Origin of the sequence: Candidatus Brocadia sapporoensis (assembly GCF_001753675.2) — a bacterium.
GTDB classification, from domain to species: Bacteria; Planctomycetota; Brocadiia; order Brocadiales; family Brocadiaceae; genus Brocadia; species Brocadia sapporoensis.
Genome location: NZ_MJUW02000017.1, coordinates 14,518 through 38,910, shown reverse-complemented (window position 1 = coordinate 38,910; position 24,393 = coordinate 14,518). Strand labels below are relative to the sequence as shown.

The following is a 24,393-nucleotide window of genomic DNA, read 5'->3' as shown; positions in this document are numbered from 1 at the left end:
AGATTTTATTTCAACGGAACAGACCAATATGCCTCATCCAAAAATTGCTTCCAGGAACGATACCGGTCTGAACGAAGTTTAAAGCTTAAAATGGGGTTGTGCTTCGGTCTGACCGGCTTGCGCATTAATTTCATATTCGCCTCGTCCGGGGTTCTCCCCCCTTTTAATTTATTGCATTGCGTACAGGCACATACGATGTTTGTCCAGGTAGTTTTTCCGTTATACGCCTTTGGTACAATATGGTCTAAACTCAGCTCAAATGTTGGAAACCGACGGCCACAATATTGGCATTTGTTTTCATCCCGTGCAAAGATATTTCGCCTGTTAAATTTTATATTAGACTGCGGATGCTTATCATAGAATAAAAGACGGATAATCTTTGGCACCTCAATTTCAAAGGAGACGGTCTTAATCCAACTCGTGGTATCCTCTTCGGGCAAGCCGGATTTAGCCCTGTAAAGGGAGACATCCTTCCAACTGTCAAAATCATAAGAGTTGAATTTTCCATCATCTACAGAAACGATTTCTGCCGTTTCTTTACATAATAAGACAAATGCCCTCTTTGCTGAAATTACATGGAGCGCCGTAAAAAATTTATTTAACACCAGCACGCTCAATTCCAATGATGCAATGTGTTGCATTTCAGCGCATACCCCCAATTATAAAAAAAATATAATTGCAGAGAGAACACAGGAAATACCTAAAAAGCCTAAAAAACCTGAGAAGATTTTACCCCGAAGTATATCACTATGCCAAGTACAATTCAAGGGAATTGTACGGCGCGGTAATGGTCTAATGTCCCGTATCCTTTGCCAGTCCCGAATGATTTCTGAATAGCCGTGGTAACAAACCTCTTTGCCTGAACAACGGACTCCATAAGGCCGTTTCCTTTCGCTAAAAATGCGGCTATCGCTGAGGCATAGGTACAACCTGTGCCGTGGGTATTGTGTGTTGAAATATATTCGCCCTCAATATATTCAAAAGTTTTTCCGTCGTATAAAATATCGATCACCGTGTTTTTGTTTTTCGTACTCCATGATCTTCCGGCATGTCCGCCCTTAATAAGCACATTGGATGTGCCCAATTGATAGATATCCCGGGCAGCATCTTCTGCATCAGATACGCTCCTTATCGTTAAGCCGGTGATACTTTCTGCCTCAGGAATATTTGGTGTCACGATAAAAGACAAAGGAAATAATCGGGAAGTAAGGGCATGGACGGCATTGGTCAACAATAAATTCTCGTTATTTTTTGACAACATGACCGGATCAACAACCAGGGATTTGATGTCATATTTTTTGATCTTCGAACACACCACGTCCACAATACCCCTGTTCAGCAGCATCCCCGTCTTGACGACATCCGTACCTATATCCATCATAACTGCATCGATTTGTTCGCCTACAAAGGAGTCCGTCACCTCAAAAACGGAGCGCACCCCCAGAGAGTTCTGTGCGGTTAATGCAGTAACAACGGTTGTAGCATAGCAACCAAGCGCTGTAATTGTCTTAATATCTGCCTGTATGCCAGCGCCTCCTCCGCTATCAGAACCGGCAATGGAAAGGACTTTATATAACGATGGTACCTGTTTCTTCATCTTACTTCTTCAATCTCAAACCGTTCATTCCCTTTCTTAAGGTAGCCCATGTGCACCTTTATGTCGTGCTGAAAGATCAGGAGCCAGTGTTCTTCAAAGGCCTGTTTTAATATTTCTTTTTTGTTTTTCAGAGTTTCCAAAGGAAATAAATCGTATCCTGAAATATAAGGATACCGCAGATGCGCTGCGGTGGGAATCAGATCACCCAGGAAGAATGCCACATGCCCCTCTGATTCAATTTTTACACCTTGATGATGTTGGGTGTGACCTCCGGTTTTTATAAGGGTAACACCTTTATCCACTTCAATAATGTCTTCATCTACAAGGGAAAGATACTGAGGGCTATCAAGAGGTAAAAAGTTTTCAGTTAAATAACTTGCCCGTGTCCTTTCATTGGAATTTATAGCAGCCTCCATCTCTCCTTTCTGCACAAAATATCTTGCCTTTGGAAATGTGGGGACAATCTTCCCTGTTTCACTCAGAGCAGTGTTTCCACCAGCATGATCAAAATGAAGATGCGTATTGATGACGAGATCGATATCTTTGGGCTCATAACCAAAACGATGCAAGGATTTCAAGAGGTTTGATTCTTTACGAATGCCATAAATCTGACAGAATTTTTCGTTATGTTTTGTTCCAACACCGGTATCGATCAGGATCTTGTGTCTCCTGGTCACGATCAGAGGACAATGAAGAGATAGCGGTATCCTGTTTTTCTCGTCCGGAGGATACTCCTTTTCCCATAAGATACGGGGCACAATCCCAAAAACTGCCCCACCATCCAGATACATAGTGCCATCATTTACAGGATAAATCTTGAATGCGCCCAGCTTCATCTTTTCCTTTCTATCTTTTCATGTGTTGAACCTCAGTCCTGAATACGTCATATTATAACAAATACTCCAACCGATTTGTAGGGTGCGGGAAAAAGAGAGCCGATTGGTTTTTAAAATAGAAGTGAGCAAAAGAGAGAGAGAAAAAATCGTCCTGAAAAGAAGTATTTTACGCGGTAATACTGTAGCGTCTATTTCAAGAGCAATATCCCACCCAAAATAAACAACATACCTGCTATTTTAGATACCGTTATCTCCTCACCCAGGAAGATCCAGCCTAAGAGAAATGAGAATAGAGGATAACAGCTTGTAACGGGGATAATCCTTGAGATCTCTCCCGTCTTGAGCGCCTTGTAAAACACCAGTTGTGCAACAACTCCCGCCAGCATACCAGCAAGGACAAGAAAGAAGACAGATTTAATCCCCATCTTCGCAAAGGATGGAAACTGAGGGGTAAAAGCTATAAGGATTCCGATACCCAGAAAGATGCCCGAACATCGCACCAGATAAGCCGCAGTTGGTTCGACAGACGAGAGCCCTATCTTTTCCAAAAAGGGCACAAATCCCCAGATAAAGGCGGTAAGTAAGGCAAGAAAAAACGCTTCCAAGAAATTACTCCAAATATTTTTAGTAACACTTTAGTTTTTTTAAAAACCCTCTATATGAATCATGTTGCCTTGTCGGGGCAGGTTTGAAACCTGCCCTTAGTGCATTTAATACCCGGTTTTTATGGGAAATTTTCAAAAAACTAAAGTGTTACAATTTTTAAAAAACACACTGTAGAGTTTTACCTCCGTTACTTATAATAAAACCGGACGTAACATTCTTTACCCATGTTTTCATACTATTTTCAGGGCTTTTCCGGTGCCCTGATGTGTTTTGCCTTTTTTTGATTTTATCAGTATTTTTAAGGTATTCAAGATAATTTGATACTTGTATGTTTTTATCGATTTTGATATGTTTTTATGGCAATGAGTAATCAAACGCCCGAACAAATAGCGCGAGACCGTATTGATAAGCAACTCAATGTCTGCGGTTGGCTTATCCAGGATAAGAACAGGATTAATCTTCATGCGGGAATTGGGGTTGCGGTTCGTGAGTATCTGACGGATGCGGGAGTAGCCGACTATGTCTTGTTTGTTGGTGGGAAACCCGTTGGTGTTATTGAAGCCAAGCGTGAGGAAGGAGGACACCGCCTCACCGTTCACGAGGCACAATCTGAAGAATATGCCTCTGCAAAACTCAAATACTTACATAACGAAACACTTCCCTTTGTTTACGAAAGCACCGGCGAAGTTACCCGGTTCACCGACTTCAGAGACCCCAAGCCGCGCTCAAGACCCGTATTTTCTTTTCACCGTCCGGAGACCTTCCGTGAATGGCTGAAGAGATCAAAATCACTTCGCGGCAGTTTGCCTGACCTGCCCGCGCTGCCTGTTGAAAGACTGCGTGACTGTCAAATCAAGGCCATCAACAACCTTGAAACATCCTTTAAAGAAAATAGGCCGAAGGCATTGATTCAGATGGCAACGGGTTCCGGGAAAACCTATACCGCCATCACAGGTATATATCGTTTACTGAAATACACCCATGCAAGGCGCATCTTGTTTCTGGTTGACACCAAAAATCTGGGCGAACAGGCGGAACAGGAATTCATGGCATATCAGCCAAATGACGACAACCGCAAGTTCTCCAAGTTATACGGGGTACACCGTTTGAAATCAAGCAATATCCCTTCTGACAGCCAGGTTTACATCAGCACCATTCAGCGTTTGTATTCCATTCTGAAAGGAACAGAGCTGGGCGAAAGCGCCGAGGAAGAAAATCCGAACGAGAGGTGGCAGCCGAAAGAAGTCCCGCCGGTTGAATACAACAAAAAACTACCAATTGAATTCTTTGATGTAGTGGTGATTGACGAATGCCACCGCAGTATCTACAACCTGTGGAAGCAGGTGCTGGAATATTTTGACGTGTTCCAGGTGGGATTAACCGCAACACCTGACCAGCGCACCGTGGCTTACTTTGACCAAAACCTGGTCTCGGAATACTCCCACGAAATAGCCGTGGCCGACGGCGTAAATGTGGGTTATGATGTATTTCTCATTGATACACGAATCACCCAGCAGGGCGCCACTTTCTGGAAAGGCGTATACGTGGAGCACCGTGAACGATTGAGCAGGAAGAAACGGCTGGAGTTGCAGGATGAAGATGAGGCATACACCGCACAGCAGTTGGACAGGGACGTGGTGAACCCCAATCAGATCCGCATGATCATTCGCACATTAAGGAACATCTGCCGGAAATATTTCCCGACCGCTACAATGGACAGGACGAATTTGAAACGCCCAAGACGCTTATCTTTGCCAAGACCAATTCCCACGCTGACGACATCATTCAGATCGTTCGTGAGGAGTTTGCCGAAGAAAATCATTTTTGTAAAAAAGTGACTTACAAGGCCATAGAAGACCCGAAGTCGGTGCTGTCACAATTCCGCAACGAGTACCATCCGAGAATTGCCGTTACGGTTGACATGATTGCCACCGGCACGGATGTAAAACCACTGGAATGCCTGCTCTTCATGCGCGATGTAAAGAGCCGAAACTATTTTGAACAGATGAAAGGCAGGGGCACACGAACCGTTCCCTTTGATGACCTGAAAAAGGTGTCGCCTTCGGCCAAATACACCAAAGACCATTTTGTAATTGTGGACGCTATCGGCGTTACAAAAAGTCTGAAAACCGACAGCCGTCCTCTGGAAAAGAAGCCCGGAGTGCCCTTAAAAGACTTGCTGGCAGCCATTGCCGTAGGAGCTCGGGAGGAAGAGTTGTTCACTTCTGTTGCCAACCGCCTGACACGACTGGAAAAACAAATTACCGACAAAGAGAAGATACAATTTTCTGCAAAGGCCAACGGCAAAAGCGTTTCGCAGGTGGTGAAGGGTTTGCTGAATGTCTTTAATCCTGACACCCTGGAAGATTTGCGCATGAAGGTAGAACAGGAAAATCCCGGCGCAGCGCCCGTTGAGAAGGAAGAAAAATTCAATCGCCTGAAAACTGAATTGCAGGACAACGCAGCCAAGGTATTTACCGGTGAGTTGAATGAATACATTGAAAACGTCCGCAAGGCGCACGAACAGAAGATCGATATGCAAAATCCCGATACCGTAATCAATGTGGGCTGGGACAAAGACAACAAGACAAAGGCAGAAACCCTGGTGCATGATTTTAAGGCATGGATAGCGCAACACAAGGAAGAAATCACTGCTTTGCAGATTTTTTATGCGCAGCCGTATCGCAGGCGTGAACTTACCTACGCCATGATGAAAGACGTGTTGGAAAAACTGAAGGCGGATAAGCCCGTGCTTGCCCCCATGCAGGTGTGGCGTGCCTATGAGCAACTGGATGCTGTAACAAGTGCAGCAAGAGGTAGTCCACGGAATGAACTGATTGCCTTGGTCTCTTTAATCCGTAAGGTTTCAGGCGTGGATAAAACGCTGACGACTTACGACAAAACCGTGGACAAAAATTTTCAGAACTGGGTGTTTAAGAAACAGGCAGGCGCATTGAAGTTTACGGAAGAGCAGATGCAATGGTTGCGGATGATAAAAGACCACATAGCTACCAGCATCCACCTGGATGCCGATGACCTGGATTACACACCCTTCGATGCCGCAGGCGGCAAGGGAAAGATGTATCAGCTCTTTGGCGACAGGATGGATGAAATTATAAACGAGCTAAATGAGTCATTGGCGGCATAAATAAATGAGCAACACGGACATTAAATTTCTATTGCAACAACTATTGAAACTTCCGAAGGAATCGGCGTGGTTAGAGTTCAAACACAATTTTCATTCACCGGAAGAAATCGGTGGATTGCTTTCTGCATTATCAAAATCGTAATACTTTAATATTTTGAAAAAAATACCGTGAAAAGCTCCGTTAGGAGCGATATGTTTATAGATAAACCATTATGCCACAATCAAGCTCCATAGGAGCGGCATGTGAAACACAGAAACAACATGCCGCTCCTATGGAGCTAAAATAGTGTATATCACGTTTTTCTATAAACATTTCACCCCTACGGGGTTATTTTTCAAAAAGCTAAAGTGTTGGTCAAAATCTTATTTGATGGTTATTTGATAGGCAGGGATTGTTTCCATCATAACTCTTTAATTGACAACCATTTTTTATTTGACGGTTATTTGATAGACATCCCGTATTGGTTCCATATTAATTCCAATGCTTTATCGGTGATTATCCTTAAAGAAAACGTCATAATATGATTGATAGAAACAAAATACCTCCAAGTTGGGAAGTGGTGAAGTTGGGGGAGCTAATTTCTGCTTTGGAAAGTGGCAAAAGACCTAAAGGTGGGGTGCAAGGAATTGAGACAGGTATTCCCAGTGTTGGAGGTGAACATTTGAATAATAATGGAGGATTTGATTTTTCAAAAATCAAATTTGTTCCGGTTGAATTTGCCAATTATATGATAAAGGGGAGAATCGCACCTCAAGATATTATCGTTGTAAAAGACGGAGCTACAACTGGGAAAACAAGTTTTGTTGGAAGTGATTTTCCCTATGAAAAAGCCGTGATTAATGAACACGTTTTTATTGTTAGAGTGAAAGAATGTCTATTGCCCAAATACGCTTTTTATAAATTGTATTCTCAGGCAGGAAAGAATGAAATTCTGCACGACTTCAGGGGTGCGGCACAAGGTGGTATAAGCTCAAAGTTTGTTATGTTTGTTCAAATCCCTCTCCCCCCTCTCCCTGAACAGCACCGCATTGTAGCCAAAATAGAAGAACTCTTCAGCGAATTAGACAAAGGCGTTGAAAGTTTAAAAACCGCCCAGCAGCAACTCAAAATCTACCGGCTGGCCGTGTTGAAGTGGGCTTTTGAAGGAAGGTTGACGCATGAAGATGTGAAAGAGGGTGAATTACCAGAGGGATGGAAACTTCTAAAATTAAAAGATATAACAAAGGAGAAAGATGGATTAAGGAGAGGACCTTTTGGAAGTGCAATTAAGAAAGAGTTTTTTGTTGCTGATGGATACAAAGTTTATGAGCAAGGAAATGCAATAAATGACGATCCATACAGAGGGAAATATTTTATTGATGAAAAAAAATATCAAGAACTAATCAATTTCGAAGTAATTCCTGGTGATTTGATTGTTAGTTGTTCAGGTGTCACGCTTGGAAGAGTTTCAGAAATACCTGAAGATGCAAAACCTGGAATTATAAATCAAGCATTGCTAAGAATAAGATTGAAAAATGATATTATTGGGAATAAATATTTCATTTTGCACTTTCGTACCGCATTTTTTCAAAAGAAAATATTCGACCAATCACAGGGAACTGCAATGCCTAATTTAGTTGGAATTAAAGATTTTAAAGAAATTGAATTGTTTGTTCCACCAAAAGAAGAACAACACCAAATCGTTCTGGAAATAGAAACCCGCCTTTCAGTATGCGATAAATTGGAAGAAACCATAACAACCGCCTTGCAGCAAAGCGAGGCCCTGCGACAAAGCATTTTGAAAAAGGCATTTGAAGGAAAGCTGGTAGAACAAAACCCCAAAGACGAACCGGCATCAAAACTCCTGGAGAGGATCAAGGCAGAGAGTGAGAGTAATGGGACGTTAAAGAAGAAAATCCCGAAGGGATGACATGATTATAGGGAAAAAACCGTAACACCAAATTCAACCCCGAAGGGGTGAAATAGAACGGCAATAACGACAATATGCCACCCCTTCGGGGTTATAAAATAATCGCGTAACGATATGCTATAATAATGTCATCCCTTCGGGATTAAAAGCCATTGCTTGAAATATGTGATAACGCTATGCCGTTAACAATATATTGGGAAGAAACTATCCCAACCGCCTTGCAACAAAGCGAAGTCCTGCGGCAGAGCATTTTGAAAAAGGCATTCGAAGGAAGGTTGGTTGCGCAAGACCCAAAAGAGGAACCGGCATCAAAACTCCTGGAGAGAATGAAGGAAGACAAGGGAAAGGATATGCCGAAGACACCATATGCAAAAAGACAATCCCGAAGGGATGATATGATTATAGGGGGAATACTATGGCAGGCACATTTTCACAAATTTACATTCAGGTTGTTTTTTCTGTACAAGGACGGGGAAATTTTATTTGTAAGGAATGGAAAGATGAATTGTATAAATACATTGCCGGAGTCATCAAAGGCAAAGAACAAAAGCCAATCATTGTCAATGGAATGCCTGACCATATCCATGCTTTTGTCGGATTGCGGCCTGCCATGGCTATTGCGGATTTGGTTCGTGACATCAAAAACAATTCATCTAATTTTATCAATGAGAAAAAATTGGTAACAGGGAAGTTTTCCTGGCAGGAAGGATACGGCGCATTTTCATATTCTCATTCACATATTCAAAATGTTTACGATTATATATTGAATCAGGAGGAACATCACCGCACGAAAACCTTCCGGGAGGAATATATTGACTTTTTGAAAAAATTTGAAATTGAATATAATGAAAATTATTTGTTTGAGTGGATGGAATAATATTTCCACCACTGACTGAGTTACGATGGATTATAGATATGAACCGTAAAATACCACACAAACCAGAAGATGTGTAATAAAATGACGATAGCGATAATATATCACCCCTTCGGGGTTTAGAAATAATTGCACAATGATATTGCTATAATAATTACATCCCTTCGGGATTAAAAAACCATTATTTAATAAACGGGAAGACGCCACTCCGGTTGCGATAAATTTGGAAGAAACCATTGTTCACAACTTGCAGCAAAGTGAAGCCTTGTGGCAAAGTATTTTGAAAGAGGCATTTTAATGGAAAGCTGGTAGCCTAAAACCCCAAAGACGAATCGCCATCAAAACTTTTGGAGAGGATAAAGGCAGAGAGGGAGAAGAATGCGGTATTGAAGAAAAAATCCCGAAGGGGTGGCATATAACGGCAAAAACAATACTATATCACCCCTTCGGGGTTTACATGGTGGTGGCGATTGGTTTTCTATAATAATCACACCCCTTTGGGGTTAAAACCATTGGATGAACAGGAAAATCCCGAAGGGATGACATGAGTATAGACCATGAAAATGTTTAATGAATGGTTTGAATTTTCTTTGTTTACTGCGGTATTAGACACTCAGAAGGGCAAGATTGAAAAGATATGAGCGATAACACTTCGTCAATAATCAGCAAAATATGGAACTTTTGCCATACCCTTCGGGATGACGGCGTAGGCTATGGCGATTATTTAGAACAACTCACCTATATGCTGTTCCTGAAGATGGCAGATGAGTTTTCAAAGCCGCCGTACTACCGCAAACTTCCTATACCGAAAGAATATACCTGGGAAAGTCTGACGGAAAAGAAGGGCGCAGCGCTGGAACAGCATTACACCACATTGCTTCGTGAGCTTTCGCAACAAAAAGGAATCCTTGGACAGATCTTTACCAAGAGCCAAAACAAGATTCAGGACCCTGCCAAACTCTACAAGCTGATTGACATGATTAACAAAGAGCGGTGGAGCACCATGGGCACAGACGTGAAAGGACAGATTTACGAAGGACTTTTAGAGAAAAATGCTGAGGACACGAAAAGCGGCGCCGGACAATACTTCACGCCAAGGGCGTTGATTAAAGCAATGGTGGAATGTCTTCGTCCGGAACCCGGCAAAACCATTGCTGACCCCGCTTGCGGCACGGGCGGGTTCTTTTTGGCTGCTTATGATTTCATTGCCGGCAACCCTTCGCTGGACAAAGAGCAAAAGCAGTTTCTTAAATACAAGACATTTTTCGGCAACGAGATTGTCGCCAGTACCCGCAGGTTGTGTCTGATGAACCTGTTTCTGCACAACATCGGTGATATTGACAGCGAAAATGTGATTTCTTCCACCGATGCGTTGGTTGCCGATGATGGCAGGCGGTACGATTATGTCCTCACCAATCCGCCGTTCGGAAAGAAGAGCAGCATGACATTTACGAATGAAGAAGGAGAACAGGAAAAGGAAGACCTTACTTACAACCGGCAGGATTTTTGGGCAACCACGAGCAACAAGCAACTCAACTTTGTCCAGCATATTCACACTATGTTAAAAACGACGGGACAGGCGGCCGTTGTGGTACCCGATAATGTATTGTTTGAAGGTGGGGCTGGAGAAACGGTGCGTAAGAAACTTTTGGAAACCACAGACCTGCACACAATCCTTCGTTTACCAACAGGGATTTTTTATGCGCAGGGCGTAAAGGCAAATGTGATCTTCTTTGATGCAAAACCCGCAGGGAAAAAGGCATGGACGAAGGAAACATGGATTTACGATTACCGCACCAATATCCATCACACACTGAAGAAAAACACCTTAAAGCTGGACGATCTTAAGGATTTCATTACCTGCTACAATCCAACCAACCGTAACAAACGAAAGGAAATATATCATGCAGAGACTACTCCAGAAGGCAGGTGGAGAAAATTCACGTATGATGAAATCATCGGCCGTGACAAGACTTCGCTTGATATCGCGTGGATAAAAGATAAGTCCCTGGCTGACCTTGATAACTTGCCCGATCCAGATGAATTGGCCATGGATATTATTGAAACTCTGGAGGCCGGTTTGGAAAGTTTCAGGGAGATTATGCAATCCATCAACGGCAGGAAATAGCTATGTCAGAGAGTTTGACAGCCTGTCCTTAATTTTCTTTTTGGATAGTCATGGTTTCTGGGATAAAATAAAAAAAACAATAATATGTACCTACTATAGGATAACGATATGTCAAATCAAACAATAGCATGCCCTTATTGCGCCAAAGAGATACCATTAACCGAAACGCTTTCACATCAAATAAAGGAAGAACTTCGGAAAGAGTTTGAACTGAAAGCAAAGGAAAGGGAATTGGAAATTGCAAGGCGTGAGAAGTCCCTTGCCGAGGAGATGAAAACGCTTGAAGATGCCAGGAAAACGATCGATCAGCAAGTCTTCCAGAAATTACAAGCGGAAAAGGAAAAGTTGAAGCGAGAGTCCAGGAAAGAGGTTGAGGATGCCATCCGGGTAGAGTTAAAGGACTTGAAGGACCAGAATGTGGAAAAAGAACGGAAACTTGTGGAAGCGCAAAGAGTAGAGTTGGAATTTCGCAAGAAGGTGCGCGAACTGGAAGAACTGAGAAAGAATCAGGAACTCGAAATTACCAGAAAGCTCGATGAGGAGCGAAAAATTATCTCTGAAAAGGCCAGGAAAGAAGCCGAGGAAGAGATGCGCCTCAAACTCCTGGAAAAAGAAAAACAACTCGAAGACACCAAAAAGGCCCTTGATGAAGCCAAACGCAAGGCACAGCAGGGCTCCATGCAGACCCAGGGGGAGGTGCTGGAATTGGACCTGGAATCTCTCTTAAAGGCACAATTCCCAACCGACACAATCGAACCGGTTCCCAAAGGGATTAGGGGAGCCGATATTCTCCAAAAAGTCCACAACAAGAGCGGCCATTATTGCGGCGCCATGATATGGGAATCAAAGCATACCAAGGCATGGAGCGACGGTTGGTTATCAAAACTCAAAGACGATCAGAGAGAGGTAAAGGCGGAGATTGCAGTTCTGGTGACGGAAACCATGCCCAAAGGAATAGAAGGTTTCGCACAAATAGAAGGCGTTTGGGTCGCGGACTATGCGTTGTCAATTGCCCTGGCATCGGTTTTACGGACGAGTTTAATGGAACTGGCTCAGCATAAATTATCACTCGTTGGTAAAAGTGAAAAGATGGAGGTGCTTTATAATTATTTGTCGGGACCAGAATTCAGGCAAAAAATAGAAGCAATCGTTGAATCCTTTAAATCCATGAAAGAGGATCTGGATCAGGAAAAAAGGGCTATAATAAAAATATGGGCAAAAAGAGAAAAGCAAATAGAAAAGATAGTTAATAATACTGCCGGTATGTATGGCGACATGCAGGGTATTATCGGAGCAACCTTGCCGCACATTAAGAGTTTGGAACTGACAGACGGTACAGAGCCTCCTGAGACGGATGATACCTAGTATTAAATTGCATAACGTGGTAAAAAAAACTTAAAGAAAGAAGTTTTACAGGACACCATAATGTTAACCGTAAAAATTGGACATTATCACCCATCCCTTGAAGACTCCTTCGTAGAGACGGTACATACGTTAAAAAGGGATGATCCCATGGCGCCTCTTGCCGTTGTGGTGCCTACGAACTGGATGCTCAACCGGCTCCAGGAGCGCCTTGTCCAGGAGCAAGGCGCATCTTTCATGAATCTCTCCTTTATGAACTTTTATGTTTTAGCAAAGGAGATTTGCAGGCGCTCGGGAATTGAAGTGGGTCAGATTATCCAGCAGCCCGTTATTTACGAAGGCATCATTGCAGAATTGCTGAAACAACATCTATCAACAAATCCCATATTTAAAAATGTACCGTCTCTGACAACCCTCGCTAGCGCCCTCTTCCAGGTCATACAGGACCTTACTGATGCAAATGTCCATGCCGATGATTTAAAAGAAGCAGTTCGGGAAGGATTTGTTGAAGGTATGGAAGTACAGAAACTACAAGGAGTCATACAGCTCTATGATCTGTTCAGGCAGAGATTAAAAAGCACGAATATTTCCCACTATTCGGATATCTATCGCATGGTCACTTCCTATATAACGGACTCTGAATTCCTCAGGAGATTTAAATACATCCTGGCATATGGCTTCTATGACCTTACCGGGGTTGAGCAGGATTTTTTCGGAGAAATATTCAGGGCTTATCCAACAATACTCTTCCTGCCCTACCAAAAGAAACATCCTGGTTTTGCTTACGTAAAACCTTTTTTCGAATCATTCGTGCTGGGTATGGCACGTGACATAGAGGAATTGTGTCCTGATGTCAGCACTGGGTTCTCGTACCTCATGGATTCAACATCCGAAGGTACACCTGTTGTGAGCTGCCAGCCGCTGGTTACGGACCAAAAAGTAGACACACATTTTATAACTCATAACGAGAAATGTGAAACCAGAAATCAAAAACTTGTTATTATCAATGTCTCTGGCAGGCACGACGAGGTCTGGACGGTTGCAAAGGAGATCCTGAAATTGACGGATGCAGGGTATGCTATGGAAACGATTGGTGTGGTTGCACGGTCGCTTGAACCGTACACCGATACCATCAAAAAAATATTCCAGGAAAACAGCATCCCATTTGCCACCAGCATACAGGAGCCCATGGAAAAGTATCCCCTGATAAAAGCCATCCAAAACATTCTTTTGCTGAAACGGGAAGATTTCTACCGTCCGATGGTCATGGAGTTATTTGGATCACCCTATTTCAAAATACCGTCGTGCGACTCCACGGAACTTATTCCGCATCCGGATCTCTGGGATGCCCTGAGCAGAAGATTAGGTATTCGCAGCGGTATCGAGTGCTGGTTAGCAAGGCTTGAACAAGAGAGGAGAGTATTGACAGAATTAGTTGTCCACGACAATGAAGACCCCTTATCAAGAGAAGACACATTTGTTGAAAAAAAAAACTCTTACTCATAAACCCCCATATGAAAGAGAGGAAACAGAGGGAAATAATAGCTCATTAGACGATGAAGAGACAATAAGGCATGTCCATATCTCCGCAGGCCAAATCGATATTTTAAAAACCATCCTACGCACCTTATCAAACGACTTGTTGCTTCTTCCTGAAAAGGCATCATGGAAGACGCTATCTGCAAAAACGATCCACCTTCTCCTGAATTATATTCAGATTCCCTCAGAAGGGAATCCGGAAGATATCGAAAGAGATCACCTGATACTGAAAAAAACAAAAGAATTGTTGCAGACCCTATGCGCCCTGGACTGTATGGGAGAAGAGGTGTCCCTGGACCAATTTATCGATACATTCACAGATGCATGCCGGCATGAAACTTTACCCATCGGATTGAGAAACGGCAGAGGCGTAAAGGTGCTTGACGCTATGTCGGCCCGGGGTATTCCTTTTCGCGTCTTGTTTGTATTAGGCTTAAACGAAAAGATGTTCCCCCGTGCTATCTCCGAAGAGCCATTCCTGCGGGACCACGTGCGACGCAGACTGTCTGAAGTACTGGGAAACTTTATTTCCGAAAAACTCCGGGGATTCGACGAAGAGCGCCTGCTCTTCTCCTTCTTATTAAATGCCGCAAGGGAACAACTCTATCTCCTTTATAAACGTTCGGATGAATCGGGAAAACCGAAGATTCAATCCCATTATCTTATTGATATCCTTCAAACGTTAAAAAAGCTGTTCCCACCCACAAAGGATTCCGGAGAAAAACCGCCATACGAAATTTACGTTCCACGCAGTATTAAGGAAAAACTTTGTAAGCAGGAACTCTTGTTGCTTACACCAAAAGAGGCCGGCATCCGGATGGCGCTCGACCGAATAGATCCTACCGGTCTTATGAAGGCTCTTGGAAACAACCAGGATGTCTTTAAACGTTCACAATCAGCCTTAAGTTTTAACGAAAGCCGCGATCATCATTTAACGCCATACGACGGAATCGTTGGTGATATGTCCACGTGGTGGAACGGGGCGGCATATCAGAGCATTAGTCCTACTACATTAGAGACCTTTGGGACATGCCCGTTTAAGTTTTTTATGAGAAAAATCATGGAAATAGAGCCCCTGGAAGAGCCAGAAATGTCTGAAGTGATAGCAGCCGTGGACCTCGGTGCCCTTTATCACAACATCCTGAGGGATTTTTATAATACCTTGATAGAGGAAAGATACTTTACCACAAGTACAAAAAAAATAAATACGAGAGAGCTTTTACACAGTATCGCACAAAAATATTTCACAAACATAGAACAGCAGACTCCTGTTCCATACCCGATCATATGGGAAATTGAAAAGGAGGAGATACTCGTTCTTCTCACACAATTCATAGCGTGGGACCTTGAACAGATTGAAAAAACTGGTTACATTCCCACTTACTTAGAAAAAACGGTAAAGCTTCGTCTACAAAATGACTTGCACAAACTTATCCCTGAGTCCTTTAAACAAGGAGAGAATTTAAAGATAGTATTTAATGGGAAGATCGATCGCATGGATATAAAAAAAGAGAAGAATGCAATTAGCTTGCGTGTGATCGATTACAAATCCGGGAAATTTTTAAAAGAAAATATCATGAGATATGCCATTCGGGGTCAAAAGTTACAACTCCCCTTTTACATCATCATGGCAGAACATCTGCTATCGGAAAAAATTAAGAAGGGTCACATTCCTCAGGGACAAATTAAAATAGATGAGGCATCTTTTGTTTATGTAGCAGAACACACCAGGGAAAAGACAGGACAGACATCTCCACAAACAAAGACCCTCGATAGTGATAATTGGATGAATTACAAGGAACAATATTGGGACACCCTGCGGGAATTTCTGAAAATCATTCGCGAAGGTATCTTCCCCGTTTCACCGTCAGAAGATACACAAAAGTGCGAATGGTGCGAATTCGCCACCACATGCCGCAGAGGTCACCAGCCATTACGACTTAGACTGGAACACGATGTAAGGCTGAAAAAATATCGTGAAATTATACATCTGAATATTAAGAATGCGTCTGGTAAATCTTGAGATACTTCCTATGTTAAAAAATGTTGTATTTTAATTACTCTGTTGCATAACCAATACAACGCGAATGGAGAGAGAAATGAATAAAGTAAAACAATTTGGTGGGTTTTTTAAATTGCACAGGACAACCATCAAAAAATTCTAAAACAGCTTTGCGTTGAAAATGGATTGGACCAGCAATATAAGCAAATTAGAACGAGGTTTACTATCACCACCTCAAAGCAGAGAAAAACTTGATGAATATGCCAGCTATCTGAAAATCAGGAAAGGTTCAGAAATCATGTAAATTATTTTTTAAATAATACCATCCGGGCATTTCGCCGTAAGAAAACTGGGATTTTGCGCAGGATTAACCGCTGCCTCTATCCGTAACCCTTAGATTGGCATATGCTACCTTTTCAACGATAAAGAAAGAAATTGCTTCTTTAAAAGTATTGCCTTATATACCATCATTGAGCGTTGAGGGTTTATCTAAAATATCCTTCTATCTATTAGCAACTTTATTGTGAGATCATTCGATCGAACGTTGAAAATAGCCCAACAATTTTGCTATGATATCGCTCTAGTAATTTTCCATCAAGCGGCGCTTTTAAAGCTTTGACTACGGCGGAAGTGTCGCTCAGATGAGAATCTAGGAGAGAAAGGTACCGGAGAATGAACAGCAAGATAATTGAGATGAAATGAAGCGTACAAAAGCGTTTAAAAGAAGGTTGAAAAAGTTGAAGAATAAGAGATCTAACGGATCTGTATTTTCTATTTTATTTTCGTTAAGTACCGCCCATTTAATAAACGATTCTCTGCAATCTGTATTCCCGTCTATTTATCCCCTTCTCAAGGCGAATTATAGTCTGAGCTTTATCCAAATAGGTCTGATAACTTTATCTTATCAGCTAACAGCTTCAATCCTTCAACCAGTGGTGGGATGGTTTACTGATAAGAAGCCGCAGCCCTACTCATTGACGATTGGAATGTGTTTTACATTAACAAGCCTGCTGTCTCTTGCCTATTCGAGGAGTTTTGCCGGTGTCTTAATTTCCGGGATATTAGTAGGTATCGGATCATCGATATTTCACCCGGAATCCTCGCGTATAGCGCGTTACGCTTCCGGTGGACGTGCAGGCCTTGCACAGTCCATTTTTCAGATGGGCGGTAATGCGGGAATGGCCATCGGCCCCCTTTTGGCAGCCTCTATTATCGTGCCTTTTGGTCAGCGTTATATTGCCTTTTTTTCTATACTAGCCTTTATCGCTGCAATTATCTTATGGAGAACAGGAAGTTGGTCAAAAAGACAGAATTTTCAAAAAAAGAGGCTGACTAATCTGTACAGACAGAATATCAATAATATATCAAGATATAAAATAGCGCTGGCCTTGGGAATTTTGATGGTTTTGATGTTTTCCAAGTTCTTTTACATGGCTTCGATGCAAAATTACCTTACTTTTTATCTGATTCACCATTTCGGGGTATCTATTCAAAGTTCACAGATATTTCTCTTTATTTTTCTCATTGCAGTAGCCTCCGGAACAATAATTGGCGGTCCGCTCAGCGATAGATTCGGGATAAAAATGGTGATTTGGATATCCATAATAGGTATAGCGCCTTTTGCCGTTCTTTTGCCTTATGTGAATCTTGTCTGGACAGTAGTTTTGACGGTATTCATAGGTATCATATTGGCTTCCGCTTTTCCAGCCATTATCGTATATGGTCAGGAACTTATTCCTGAGAAATTAGGGATGGTGTCTGGCTTATTCTTTGGTTTTGCTTTTGGGATGGGAGCTGTTGGTTCTGCGGCATTGGGCGCTTTAGCAGATAAAATAGACATCGAATTCGTCTTTAAAATCTGCTCTTTCTTACCATTACTCGGCTTGTTTGCAGGATTTTTACCAAACATTGAACACTTTTCAAATAATGGACAAAAGGTTTTAAAAAAACCCTAACATGATTATGTCTGAAAAACTGAAGTTTTAACGTATCGGCAGTATTATCTTTCTGGCCTTTAAAGGTATTAATGTGACCCAGTTAGATATGTTTTAAAAAGCAAAAGGTTTTTTCCGCGGTAGCATCAAAAAGATTTTTGAAATCTTCAAAAATCTTTTCAATAGCCACAGGAGAACTAGCATGAAACATGGGAAAGTTTTCATAATAATCTTCAGCCTTTCTACGTTGTTACAGTTCTCCGAAAGGGATTGTTGAATAGAGACAGACATGTTCGGGTGAATACTTTTCCCAGTTATTCTCTAAAAAAAAGGTAAAGACATTCTATTATTTTTCATTATAATATTCCTTTATAACATCTTTTTTTGCTAAGTTTTTTCGCAACCCGCATCACCCTAAAGTGGAATTAATTGCGGTTTGCTGCGTTATGATAATAATTTTTACAGGAGCATGGAATATGAAAAAACAAACAGCCGAATGGTTAAAAAAGTATAGACAGGAAAAGAGGACAATCACATGGAACGCACTTGGTCTTCCAGCAGTCTTCATTCTATGGGGAGCACAGGCTTTTTTCCCTGGTTGTGCTACAACTGGCCTGGAAAAAAAGCAAAAGGCTGTATCGAGCATTGAGGAATTCCATAAAGAGCTGTCAAAGAATCTTAACCAGATAACCGAAACACTTACAGCGCTGAACCAAATTGAAAAAACCGACGGAGGAGATCTGTATAAGCCGTATCAGAATTTTGTAAAACAACTGAACCGTACAACAGACAACTCACGCAGCATGAGCAGACATGCAGAAAGTATGTCAACCAAAGGGAAAGAATATTTTGATACCTGGGAAAAAGAGTCATCAAACATCATGAATTCAGAATTGCGCGCAACAGGGGAGGAACGACGCGGGGAATTAAGCAAAATCTTTCAACATATCACGAGTCTGGCACAGGAAGTCCAGATAACGTATCAACCTTTCATTATTGATTTGACGGATATAAAAACTGCACTTGGCAATGACCTTACCACACGAGGGATGCTATCGATAAAACCTTATGTCACTAAGGCAAATGAAGATGGGAAAATCGTCACAGGAAAACTCCAGGCACTCGCTGACGAGGTGGATCGCGCTACCAATGCCTTGTCGTCAAGAGTGGGACTCTGATGCTGTCTTTTTCTGTTTCTGAATAGGCTTATTTCAACATGAGCGTAGCTTGTTGAGCAATTTCCATAACTTTAGAAGGGAAAATGCCCAGATGAAGTGTGCCAATCACCGAGATAGCGATGGCGGCAACGATCAGGGGTGAAATAGTGAGGGGGGCGAATTCCCTTGTGGGTTCTTTCATGTACATAATTACCGTGATTCTTAAGTAGTAATACACAGAGATAACACTGTTAATTACCCCAATAACGGCAAGCCCGATATAACCCGATTTTATAGCAGCGCTGAAGATATAAAATTTTCCCACGAAACCTGCCGTGGGCGGTACACCCGCCATGGAAAACATAAAAAGGGTCATCGCAAGGGCAAGGAGCGGATGTTTAAATCCCAATCCGGCATAGTCATTGATTTGGATGAATTCGTCACCTTTGCGGCTCAGTACAATAACAATAGCAAATGCCCCAATATTCATAAACGTATACGCCAGCATATAAAATAGCGTTCCCGATACGCCCATATCATTTGCTGACACCAGAGCAATAAGAAGATAGCCAGCATGGGCAATGCTGGAATAAGCAAGCATGCGCTTGATGTTTGTCTGGGCAATGGCAATGACGTTTCCTGTCGTCATGGTCAAGATGGCGAGGATGTAAATAATCTTTTGCCATTCGTCATGAGCCGAGCCGAAAGCGGTTATGAGAATTCGCAAAAAGGCGGCAAAACCCGCGGCCTTTGGCCCAACCGACATGAAGGCCGTAATTGCGGTGGGCGCTCCTTCATAGACATCAGGCACCCATGCATGAAACGGTACGGAAGCAACCTTGAATCCGAGCCCAATGATAATCAGCCCCATTCCCATGAGCAACACGGGGTCTGAAATGCCTCCCTTACTGGCAATAAAGCTGGCGATCTGTTTCAGATTGATCGCACCTGTAGAACCATAGACAAGGGAGATGCCATAGAGTAAAAAGCCCGTGGCAAACGCACCAAGCAGGAAATATTTCAAAGATGCCTCATTTGAGATGAGCTTCGAACGTTTAAACCCCGTCAGGATGTAAATACTAATGGACATAACCTCAAGACCGATGAAAATATTCAGCAAATCAGCGCCGGCCGCCATGAGCATCATCCCAATGGTAGAAAACAGAATGAGGGCGTAATATTCCCCGTGATTAATCTCCTCACGTTTAATATAACTGTGTGATATCAGAATTGTGAGTCCCGTGCTGAGCAAGAAGATAAAATTAAAAAAGAGGGAATAGTTATCGATTGCAAAGGACTCATTGAACGAGAAGAGGGTCGTCCCGGCAGGACTTCTGGCGAAGATAGCGGCAAGAATAATCCCTATTAAAGATATGTAAGCAAGAAGATTCTTTTCCCCCAATCTCCTTGAAGATAAAACGTCGACGAGGAGTACGATCATTCCAAAACCCGACAGGATCAGGATCGGCAAGATACTCAGGATATTAAACGTCATGATGGAAACATTTGTCATAAACGACCTTTTAAAGTTTTCTCTTTTAGCAAGCTTCTTTAGTCTCTTAACAAGAGGGGTTTCGCACGTATTACCCTTTGCTAAGCAGAAATTATGTTACGGGTTTACTGCATTTTAATATTACCAATATAAAATCTTTTTTATAATTCTTTTTGCTCCCCCCAAAAAGATGAAATTTGGTGCTACTATGCTGCGCTATGAATTTCCTGCCTTACAGGTACCTATCATTCCCATTCTGTTTTGGTTTCTGAAACGATGTCAATCTGTGGCATTGTCTGTTTATTTTGTTTTTGGAGACGGGAAACGCTGTTTACCCCTTCGCCCGTCTGTCTTAAAAGGTGGTTTACCGATGCATCCATCTTCCGTAGAAACGAGCTAGGATAGATGCCTATCCAGAAGATGACTATGATCAGGGGAAGTAAGATGGCAAATTCCCGCTTACTCACATCCGTTAACTTCTTATTCTCTTCATGGGTGATTTCATGAAACATGACCCGCTGAAACATCCAGAGCATATATACCGCAGCAAGGATAATACCCGACGTTGCAATGGATGCATACAGGATGCGTGACTTGAATGTACCCACGAGAATAAGGAACTCTCCCACAAAGCCATTTAAACCAGGTAATCCGATGGAAGACAAGGTAACGATCATAAAGAAGGTGGCAAAAACCGGCATCTGCCTGGTTAACCCCCCAAAATCCGCGATCATTCGTGTATGCCTTCTTTCGTAGAGCATTCCAACCACAAGAAAGAGGGCCCCGGTGCTTAGTCCGTGATTGATCATTTGGGTAATGCCACCCTCGATCCCCTGGATATTAAAGGCAAAAATGCCCAGCATGATGAAGCCTAAATGACTTACGCTGGAATAAGCAACCAGTTTTTTCAGGTCGTCTTGCACCATAGAGACCAATGCGCCATAAATGATACCAACAATTGCCATCCAGGAAATTACCGGGATGAAGGCGTGGCTTGCCTCCGGAAACAGTGGCAGGCAGAATCGCACAAAGCCATACGTCCCCATTTTTAAGAGCACCCCTGCCAGGATAACACTTCCGGCGGTGGGTGCCTCCACATGTGCATCCGGCAGCCAGGTATGAAAGGGAAACATAGGAACTTTTATAGCAAAGGCAAGCGCAAAGGCAATGAACAACCAGAATTGAACGGCAAACGAGAGTTCCAGACGGTAAAATTCCAGAAGATTAAACGTATAATTGCCCGTTGCACGGTAATTAAGAAAATACAAGGCAATGATTGCCAGGAGCATAAAGACGCTGCCGGTCATAGTATAAAGGAAGAATTTTATCGCCGCATAAATTCTTCGCGGTCCGCCCCAGATGCCAATGAGAAGATACATGGGAATCAACATAAGCTCCCAGAATACATAAAACAAAAACAGGTCCAGCGAAATAAACACGCCAACCATACCCGTCTCAAGCACGAGCATAGCAATCATATATTCCTTCACATGCTTCGTGATATGCCATGAGGCCAGGATAGAGATGGGCATGAGAAAGGTAGTCAAAAGAATAAGAAAAAGGCTTATTCCATCTACTCCGACGTGATAGTTGATTCCAAAGGAAGGTATCCACGGCAATTTTTCAACAAACTGCATCTCATACGCATGGGCATTGAAATTGAAATACAAAGGAAGGGAAAGGACAAACACCACAATTGAAACCAGCAGAGTGGTAACCCTGACAAGTTCCTTTCTCCTAGAATCCATGAAAAGGATAAAAAATACCCCGATGACCGGGAAAAAGGTTACGAGTGAAAGCATAGGCATAGATATTCAGTTATGAAAAGGCCAGCGTTAAAAGACAGTTTTTCGGTAAGCAATACCTATCCTGCTTACCTGCCAAACACAGCAAGTACAATAATAAGGATGCAGCCCACAACAATATAAAAGGCATAATTACGGATATATCCTGTTTGCAAGTGACGCAAAACACTCCCGATTCTTCCTACAAGCCAGGCGATACCATTTACCGAACCATCAATCATCCTGACATCAATCACCTTCCATAAGACTTGGGTCGAGATTTTTTTTGTCGGGTTAATAAAGATGGCATCGTAGATTTCGTCAACATAATACTTGTTCAACAGGAGTTTATGGATAAGCCGGAATCGTTCTGCCAGTTTTTTGGATAACCCCGGTTTCTTGATATACATCTGGTACGCAAGGAATATCCCGACAAGGGCGATTGCCGTCGAAATAACCATCATCAGATAGGGAAGCCATGCGCCGTGATGCCCGGCTGACACTGCCCCGCGAACCTCAGTATGGCCGTGTCCGCCCAGTACAGGCGCTAAAAAGTGTTCCAACGCATTTGCGCCGGGAATACCAAAGAATCCACCGACAAAAGAAAGCCCCGCAAGCGCGACGAGAGGCAAAGTCATATTTTTTGGAGACTCATGGAGATGTTCCATCGCATGGTGATCAACCCGGCATTCCCCATGAAAAGTCATAAAGAGTAAACGGAACATATAAAAAGCTGTTAACAAGGCGGCAAAGGCTCCAAGCGACCAGTAAATGAAATTCCCACGGACGAGCGCTTCTAATAAAATTTCGTCTTTGCTGAAAAACCCTGCAAACGGAGGAATACCAGCAATAGCAACTGTACCAATCAAAAAGGTCTTGTATGTGACAGGAATGTGGGGTTTCAGCCCGCCCATCTTCCTTATATCCTGCTCACCGGACAGAGCGTGAATGACACTTCCTGAAGCAAGAAATAACAAGGCTTTAAAAAATGCATGGGTCATCAGGTGAAAGACACCCGCTGTAAATGCACCCACACCGCAGGCCAGAAACATATAGCCGAGTTGGCTGATAGTGGAATATGCCAGCACCCGCTTGATATCATTTTGCACCAGACCGACGGATGCAGCAAAAAGCGCCGTTATTACGCCAATACTGGCCACCACGGTCATTGTGAACGGAGACAACAGATACAGGGCGTTGCATCGGGCGATCATATAAACGCCTGCCGTTACCATGGTTGCCGCATGGATGAGTGCACTGACCGGCGTTGGGCCTTCCATAGCATCTGGCAGCCACGTGTACAAGGGTATCTGGGCTGATTTACCCGTTGCCCCTATGAACAAAAGCAGGGTGATCATCGTCACCGTGAAACTGCCCTTCTCGAAATTCCCGTGAGAAACAGCGCTGAATACTTCCGTAAAATCGATACTGTGAAAGGTCAGAAAAATCAGCATAATGCCGAGGGCAAAACCAAAATCACCGACCCGGTTTACAACAAAGGCCTTTTTGGCTGCATCAGAGGCCGATTTCTTTTCAAACCAGAATCCGATAAGCAGATATGAACATAATCCGACTGCTTCCCATCCGATAAACATGAGGAGGAAATTATTACTGAGTACCAGCAGGAGCATGGAGAAGACGAATAGGTTGAGGTAGCAAAAATACCGGTGATAACCCTTATCATGGTGCATATAACCAATCGAGTAGAGGTGGATAAGGAATCCGACACCGGTAATGACCAGGATCATCACCACGGACAGGGGGTCTACCTGCAAGGCAGCCGCCGATATGAATGAGCCTGATTCGATCCAGCGAAAGAGGTGTTTTTCAAACAGACGTTCGTCGGGTGGCAACTGGAGCAGTCCGATAAATACCATAAATGAAACGAGGAATGACAAACCAATTGCCCCGCAGGCAAGGTATCCCACCGTTTCCTTACGCAATCTTTTTCCTGCAAGGCCGTTGATAACCGTCCCGATTAACGGGAATAACAAGATTAGTGCTACGAGATTGAGCATGAAATT

At 42.8% G+C, this 24,393-nt stretch carries 16 protein-coding genes and 1 pseudogene; 10 read left to right on the top strand and 7 right to left on the bottom strand.

The annotated features are described in order from the left end of the window. Positions 1–5 precede the first annotated feature (5 nt). From BIY37_RS00535 to BIY37_RS00520, 4 genes are all read right to left on the bottom strand, one after another. Positions 6–641 carry an HNH endonuclease gene (locus BIY37_RS00535; protein ID WP_070065898.1) on the bottom strand — a complete coding sequence of 212 codons (636 nt, stop codon included), beginning with the start codon at positions 639–641 and terminating at the stop codon, positions 6–8. 122 nt (positions 642–763) lie between these two features. Further along, entirely contained in the window at positions 764–1,597 is an 834-nt protein-coding gene (gene thiD, locus BIY37_RS00530; RefSeq protein WP_070065897.1) for a bifunctional hydroxymethylpyrimidine kinase/phosphomethylpyrimidine kinase, read from the bottom strand. After that, positions 1,594–2,433, bottom strand: a complete 840-nt coding sequence (locus BIY37_RS00525; protein WP_070065896.1) for an MBL fold metallo-hydrolase — start codon at positions 2,431–2,433, stop codon at positions 1,594–1,596. The genes thiD and BIY37_RS00525 overlap by 4 nt, the downstream gene beginning before the upstream one ends. A 188-nt stretch (positions 2,434–2,621) precedes the next feature. Next, positions 2,622–3,038 carry an EamA family transporter gene (locus tag BIY37_RS00520; RefSeq protein WP_070065895.1) on the bottom strand — a complete coding sequence of 139 codons (417 nt, stop codon included), beginning with the start codon at positions 3,036–3,038 and terminating at the stop codon, positions 2,622–2,624. Between the two features lie 363 nt (positions 3,039–3,401). Between BIY37_RS00520 and BIY37_RS14190 the strand changes: the two are divergent. The 10 genes and pseudogenes from BIY37_RS14190 to BIY37_RS00470 all read left to right on the top strand — a co-directional run bounded on the left by BIY37_RS14190 (position 3,402) and on the right by BIY37_RS00470 (position 19,114). After that, positions 3,402–6,187, top strand: a pseudogene (locus BIY37_RS14190) (type I restriction endonuclease subunit R). 4 nt (positions 6,188–6,191) lie between these two features. Next, positions 6,192–6,329 (top strand): hypothetical protein, encoded by a 138-nt coding sequence (locus BIY37_RS13280; protein WP_179129180.1) that lies wholly within the window; start codon positions 6,192–6,194, stop codon positions 6,327–6,329. 379 nt (positions 6,330–6,708) lie between these two features. Continuing rightward, on the top strand, positions 6,709–8,097 hold the full coding sequence (locus tag BIY37_RS00510) for a restriction endonuclease subunit S (protein ID WP_070065894.1): 1,389 nt from the start codon (positions 6,709–6,711) through the stop codon (positions 8,095–8,097). Between the two features lie 415 nt (positions 8,098–8,512). Beyond that, positions 8,513–8,974 carry an IS200/IS605 family transposase gene (tnpA, locus tag BIY37_RS00500; protein ID WP_070065892.1) on the top strand — a complete coding sequence of 154 codons (462 nt, stop codon included), beginning with the start codon at positions 8,513–8,515 and terminating at the stop codon, positions 8,972–8,974. Between the two features lie 634 nt (positions 8,975–9,608). Next, entirely contained in the window at positions 9,609–11,099 is a 1,491-nt protein-coding gene (locus BIY37_RS00495; RefSeq protein ID WP_070065891.1) for a type I restriction-modification system subunit M, read from the top strand. Between the two features lie 108 nt (positions 11,100–11,207). Beyond that, positions 11,208–12,464, top strand: a complete 1,257-nt coding sequence (locus tag BIY37_RS00490) for a DUF2130 domain-containing protein (protein WP_070065890.1) — start codon at positions 11,208–11,210, stop codon at positions 12,462–12,464. A 60-nt stretch (positions 12,465–12,524) separates the two neighbouring features. Continuing rightward, positions 12,525–13,967: a PD-(D/E)XK nuclease family protein gene (locus tag BIY37_RS00485; protein WP_070065889.1), complete on the top strand. Its 1,443-nt coding sequence runs from the start codon at positions 12,525–12,527 to the stop codon at positions 13,965–13,967. Beyond that, positions 13,939–16,023 carry a PD-(D/E)XK nuclease family protein gene (locus BIY37_RS00480; protein ID WP_179129189.1) on the top strand — a complete coding sequence of 695 codons (2,085 nt, stop codon included), beginning with the start codon at positions 13,939–13,941 and terminating at the stop codon, positions 16,021–16,023. The genes BIY37_RS00485 and BIY37_RS00480 overlap by 29 nt, the downstream gene beginning before the upstream one ends. 707 nt (positions 16,024–16,730) lie before the next feature. Beyond that, the gene (locus BIY37_RS00475) at positions 16,731–17,957 is read left to right on the top strand and encodes an MFS transporter (RefSeq protein ID WP_420886176.1); all 1,227 of its coding nucleotides are present in this window, start codon (positions 16,731–16,733) and stop codon (positions 17,955–17,957) included. A 455-nt stretch (positions 17,958–18,412) separates the two neighbouring features. Continuing rightward, positions 18,413–19,114, top strand: a complete 702-nt coding sequence (locus BIY37_RS00470; protein ID WP_070065886.1) for a DUF2959 family protein — start codon at positions 18,413–18,415, stop codon at positions 19,112–19,114. A gap of 28 nt (positions 19,115–19,142) precedes the next feature. On the opposite strand, the gene BIY37_RS00465 is transcribed toward BIY37_RS00470, so the two are convergent. The 3 genes from BIY37_RS00465 to nuoL all read right to left on the bottom strand — a co-directional run bounded on the left by BIY37_RS00465 (position 19,143) and on the right by nuoL (position 24,387). Beyond that, positions 19,143–20,606, bottom strand: coding sequence for an NADH-quinone oxidoreductase subunit N (locus tag BIY37_RS00465; protein ID WP_070065885.1), 1,464 nt, complete (start codon positions 20,604–20,606; stop codon positions 19,143–19,145). Positions 20,607–20,830: 224 nt separating this feature from the next. Continuing rightward, positions 20,831–22,393 (bottom strand): NADH-quinone oxidoreductase subunit M, encoded by a 1,563-nt coding sequence (locus BIY37_RS00460; RefSeq protein WP_080324744.1) that lies wholly within the window; start codon positions 22,391–22,393, stop codon positions 20,831–20,833. A 65-nt stretch (positions 22,394–22,458) separates the two neighbouring features. Continuing rightward, positions 22,459–24,387 (bottom strand): NADH-quinone oxidoreductase subunit L, encoded by a 1,929-nt coding sequence (nuoL, locus tag BIY37_RS00455; protein ID WP_070065883.1) that lies wholly within the window; start codon positions 24,385–24,387, stop codon positions 22,459–22,461. Between the last annotated feature and the right edge of the window lie 6 nt (positions 24,388–24,393).